This window comes from Kitasatospora nipponensis (assembly GCF_039528135.1).
Classification (GTDB): Bacteria; Actinomycetota; Actinomycetes; order Streptomycetales; family Streptomycetaceae; genus Kitasatospora; species Kitasatospora nipponensis.
The window spans coordinates 1-550 of the sequence record NZ_BAAALF010001042.1 but is presented as its reverse complement, the minus strand read 5'-3'; the positions used below and the strand labels follow the sequence as shown (position 1 = coordinate 550).

Sequence of the window (550 nt, the reverse complement as noted above, 5' to 3'; positions counted from 1 at the left end):
CGAGCCGCACCAAGGGGAAGTGCGTGCCCGCCTACTCCTGCCAGGGCCGGGCACGGGGCATCCCGGGGTCGGAGGAGTGCAGTCCCGCGCCGATCATGGCGGGCGCGATCTTGGACAAGATCGTGGAAACCCGGTTCCTCGCCCGCTACGGGGCCGGCCAGCTCATGCGCCGGATCTACGAGCCCGGGACCGGATTTGGCTCGCAGATAGCCGAGTTGAAGGCCGTCAAGGCCCGACTTCTGGCGGACCGTCAGGCTGGGATCTACGACGAGCCCGAGGACGCGGAGACGTTCCAGCAGCAGTTCAAGGCGTGCAACGCCGAGATCAGGGAGTTGGAGAAGCAGCCCGAGCGGCCCGGCGGGTGGATCACTGTCCCGACCGGTGAGACCGTCGCCGACCGGTGGGCAAGGGAAGACGTTCAGGGACGACGGGAGATGCTGATCGAACACGGCGTACGGGTCGAGGTGCGTCCAGGCCGGAACGCAGAGGATCGGGTGACCGTGACGGCGGAGATCCCTGACGACCCGTCGGCCGAGGTGCTGGCAGTTGT

At 68.0% G+C, this 550-nt stretch carries 1 pseudogene; it reads left to right on the top strand.

Annotated elements, in window-relative coordinates:
• Positions 1-110: 110 nt before the first annotated feature.
• Positions 111-550 (top strand): annotated as a pseudogene (locus tag ABD323_RS44765) (recombinase family protein); the annotation flags it as partial.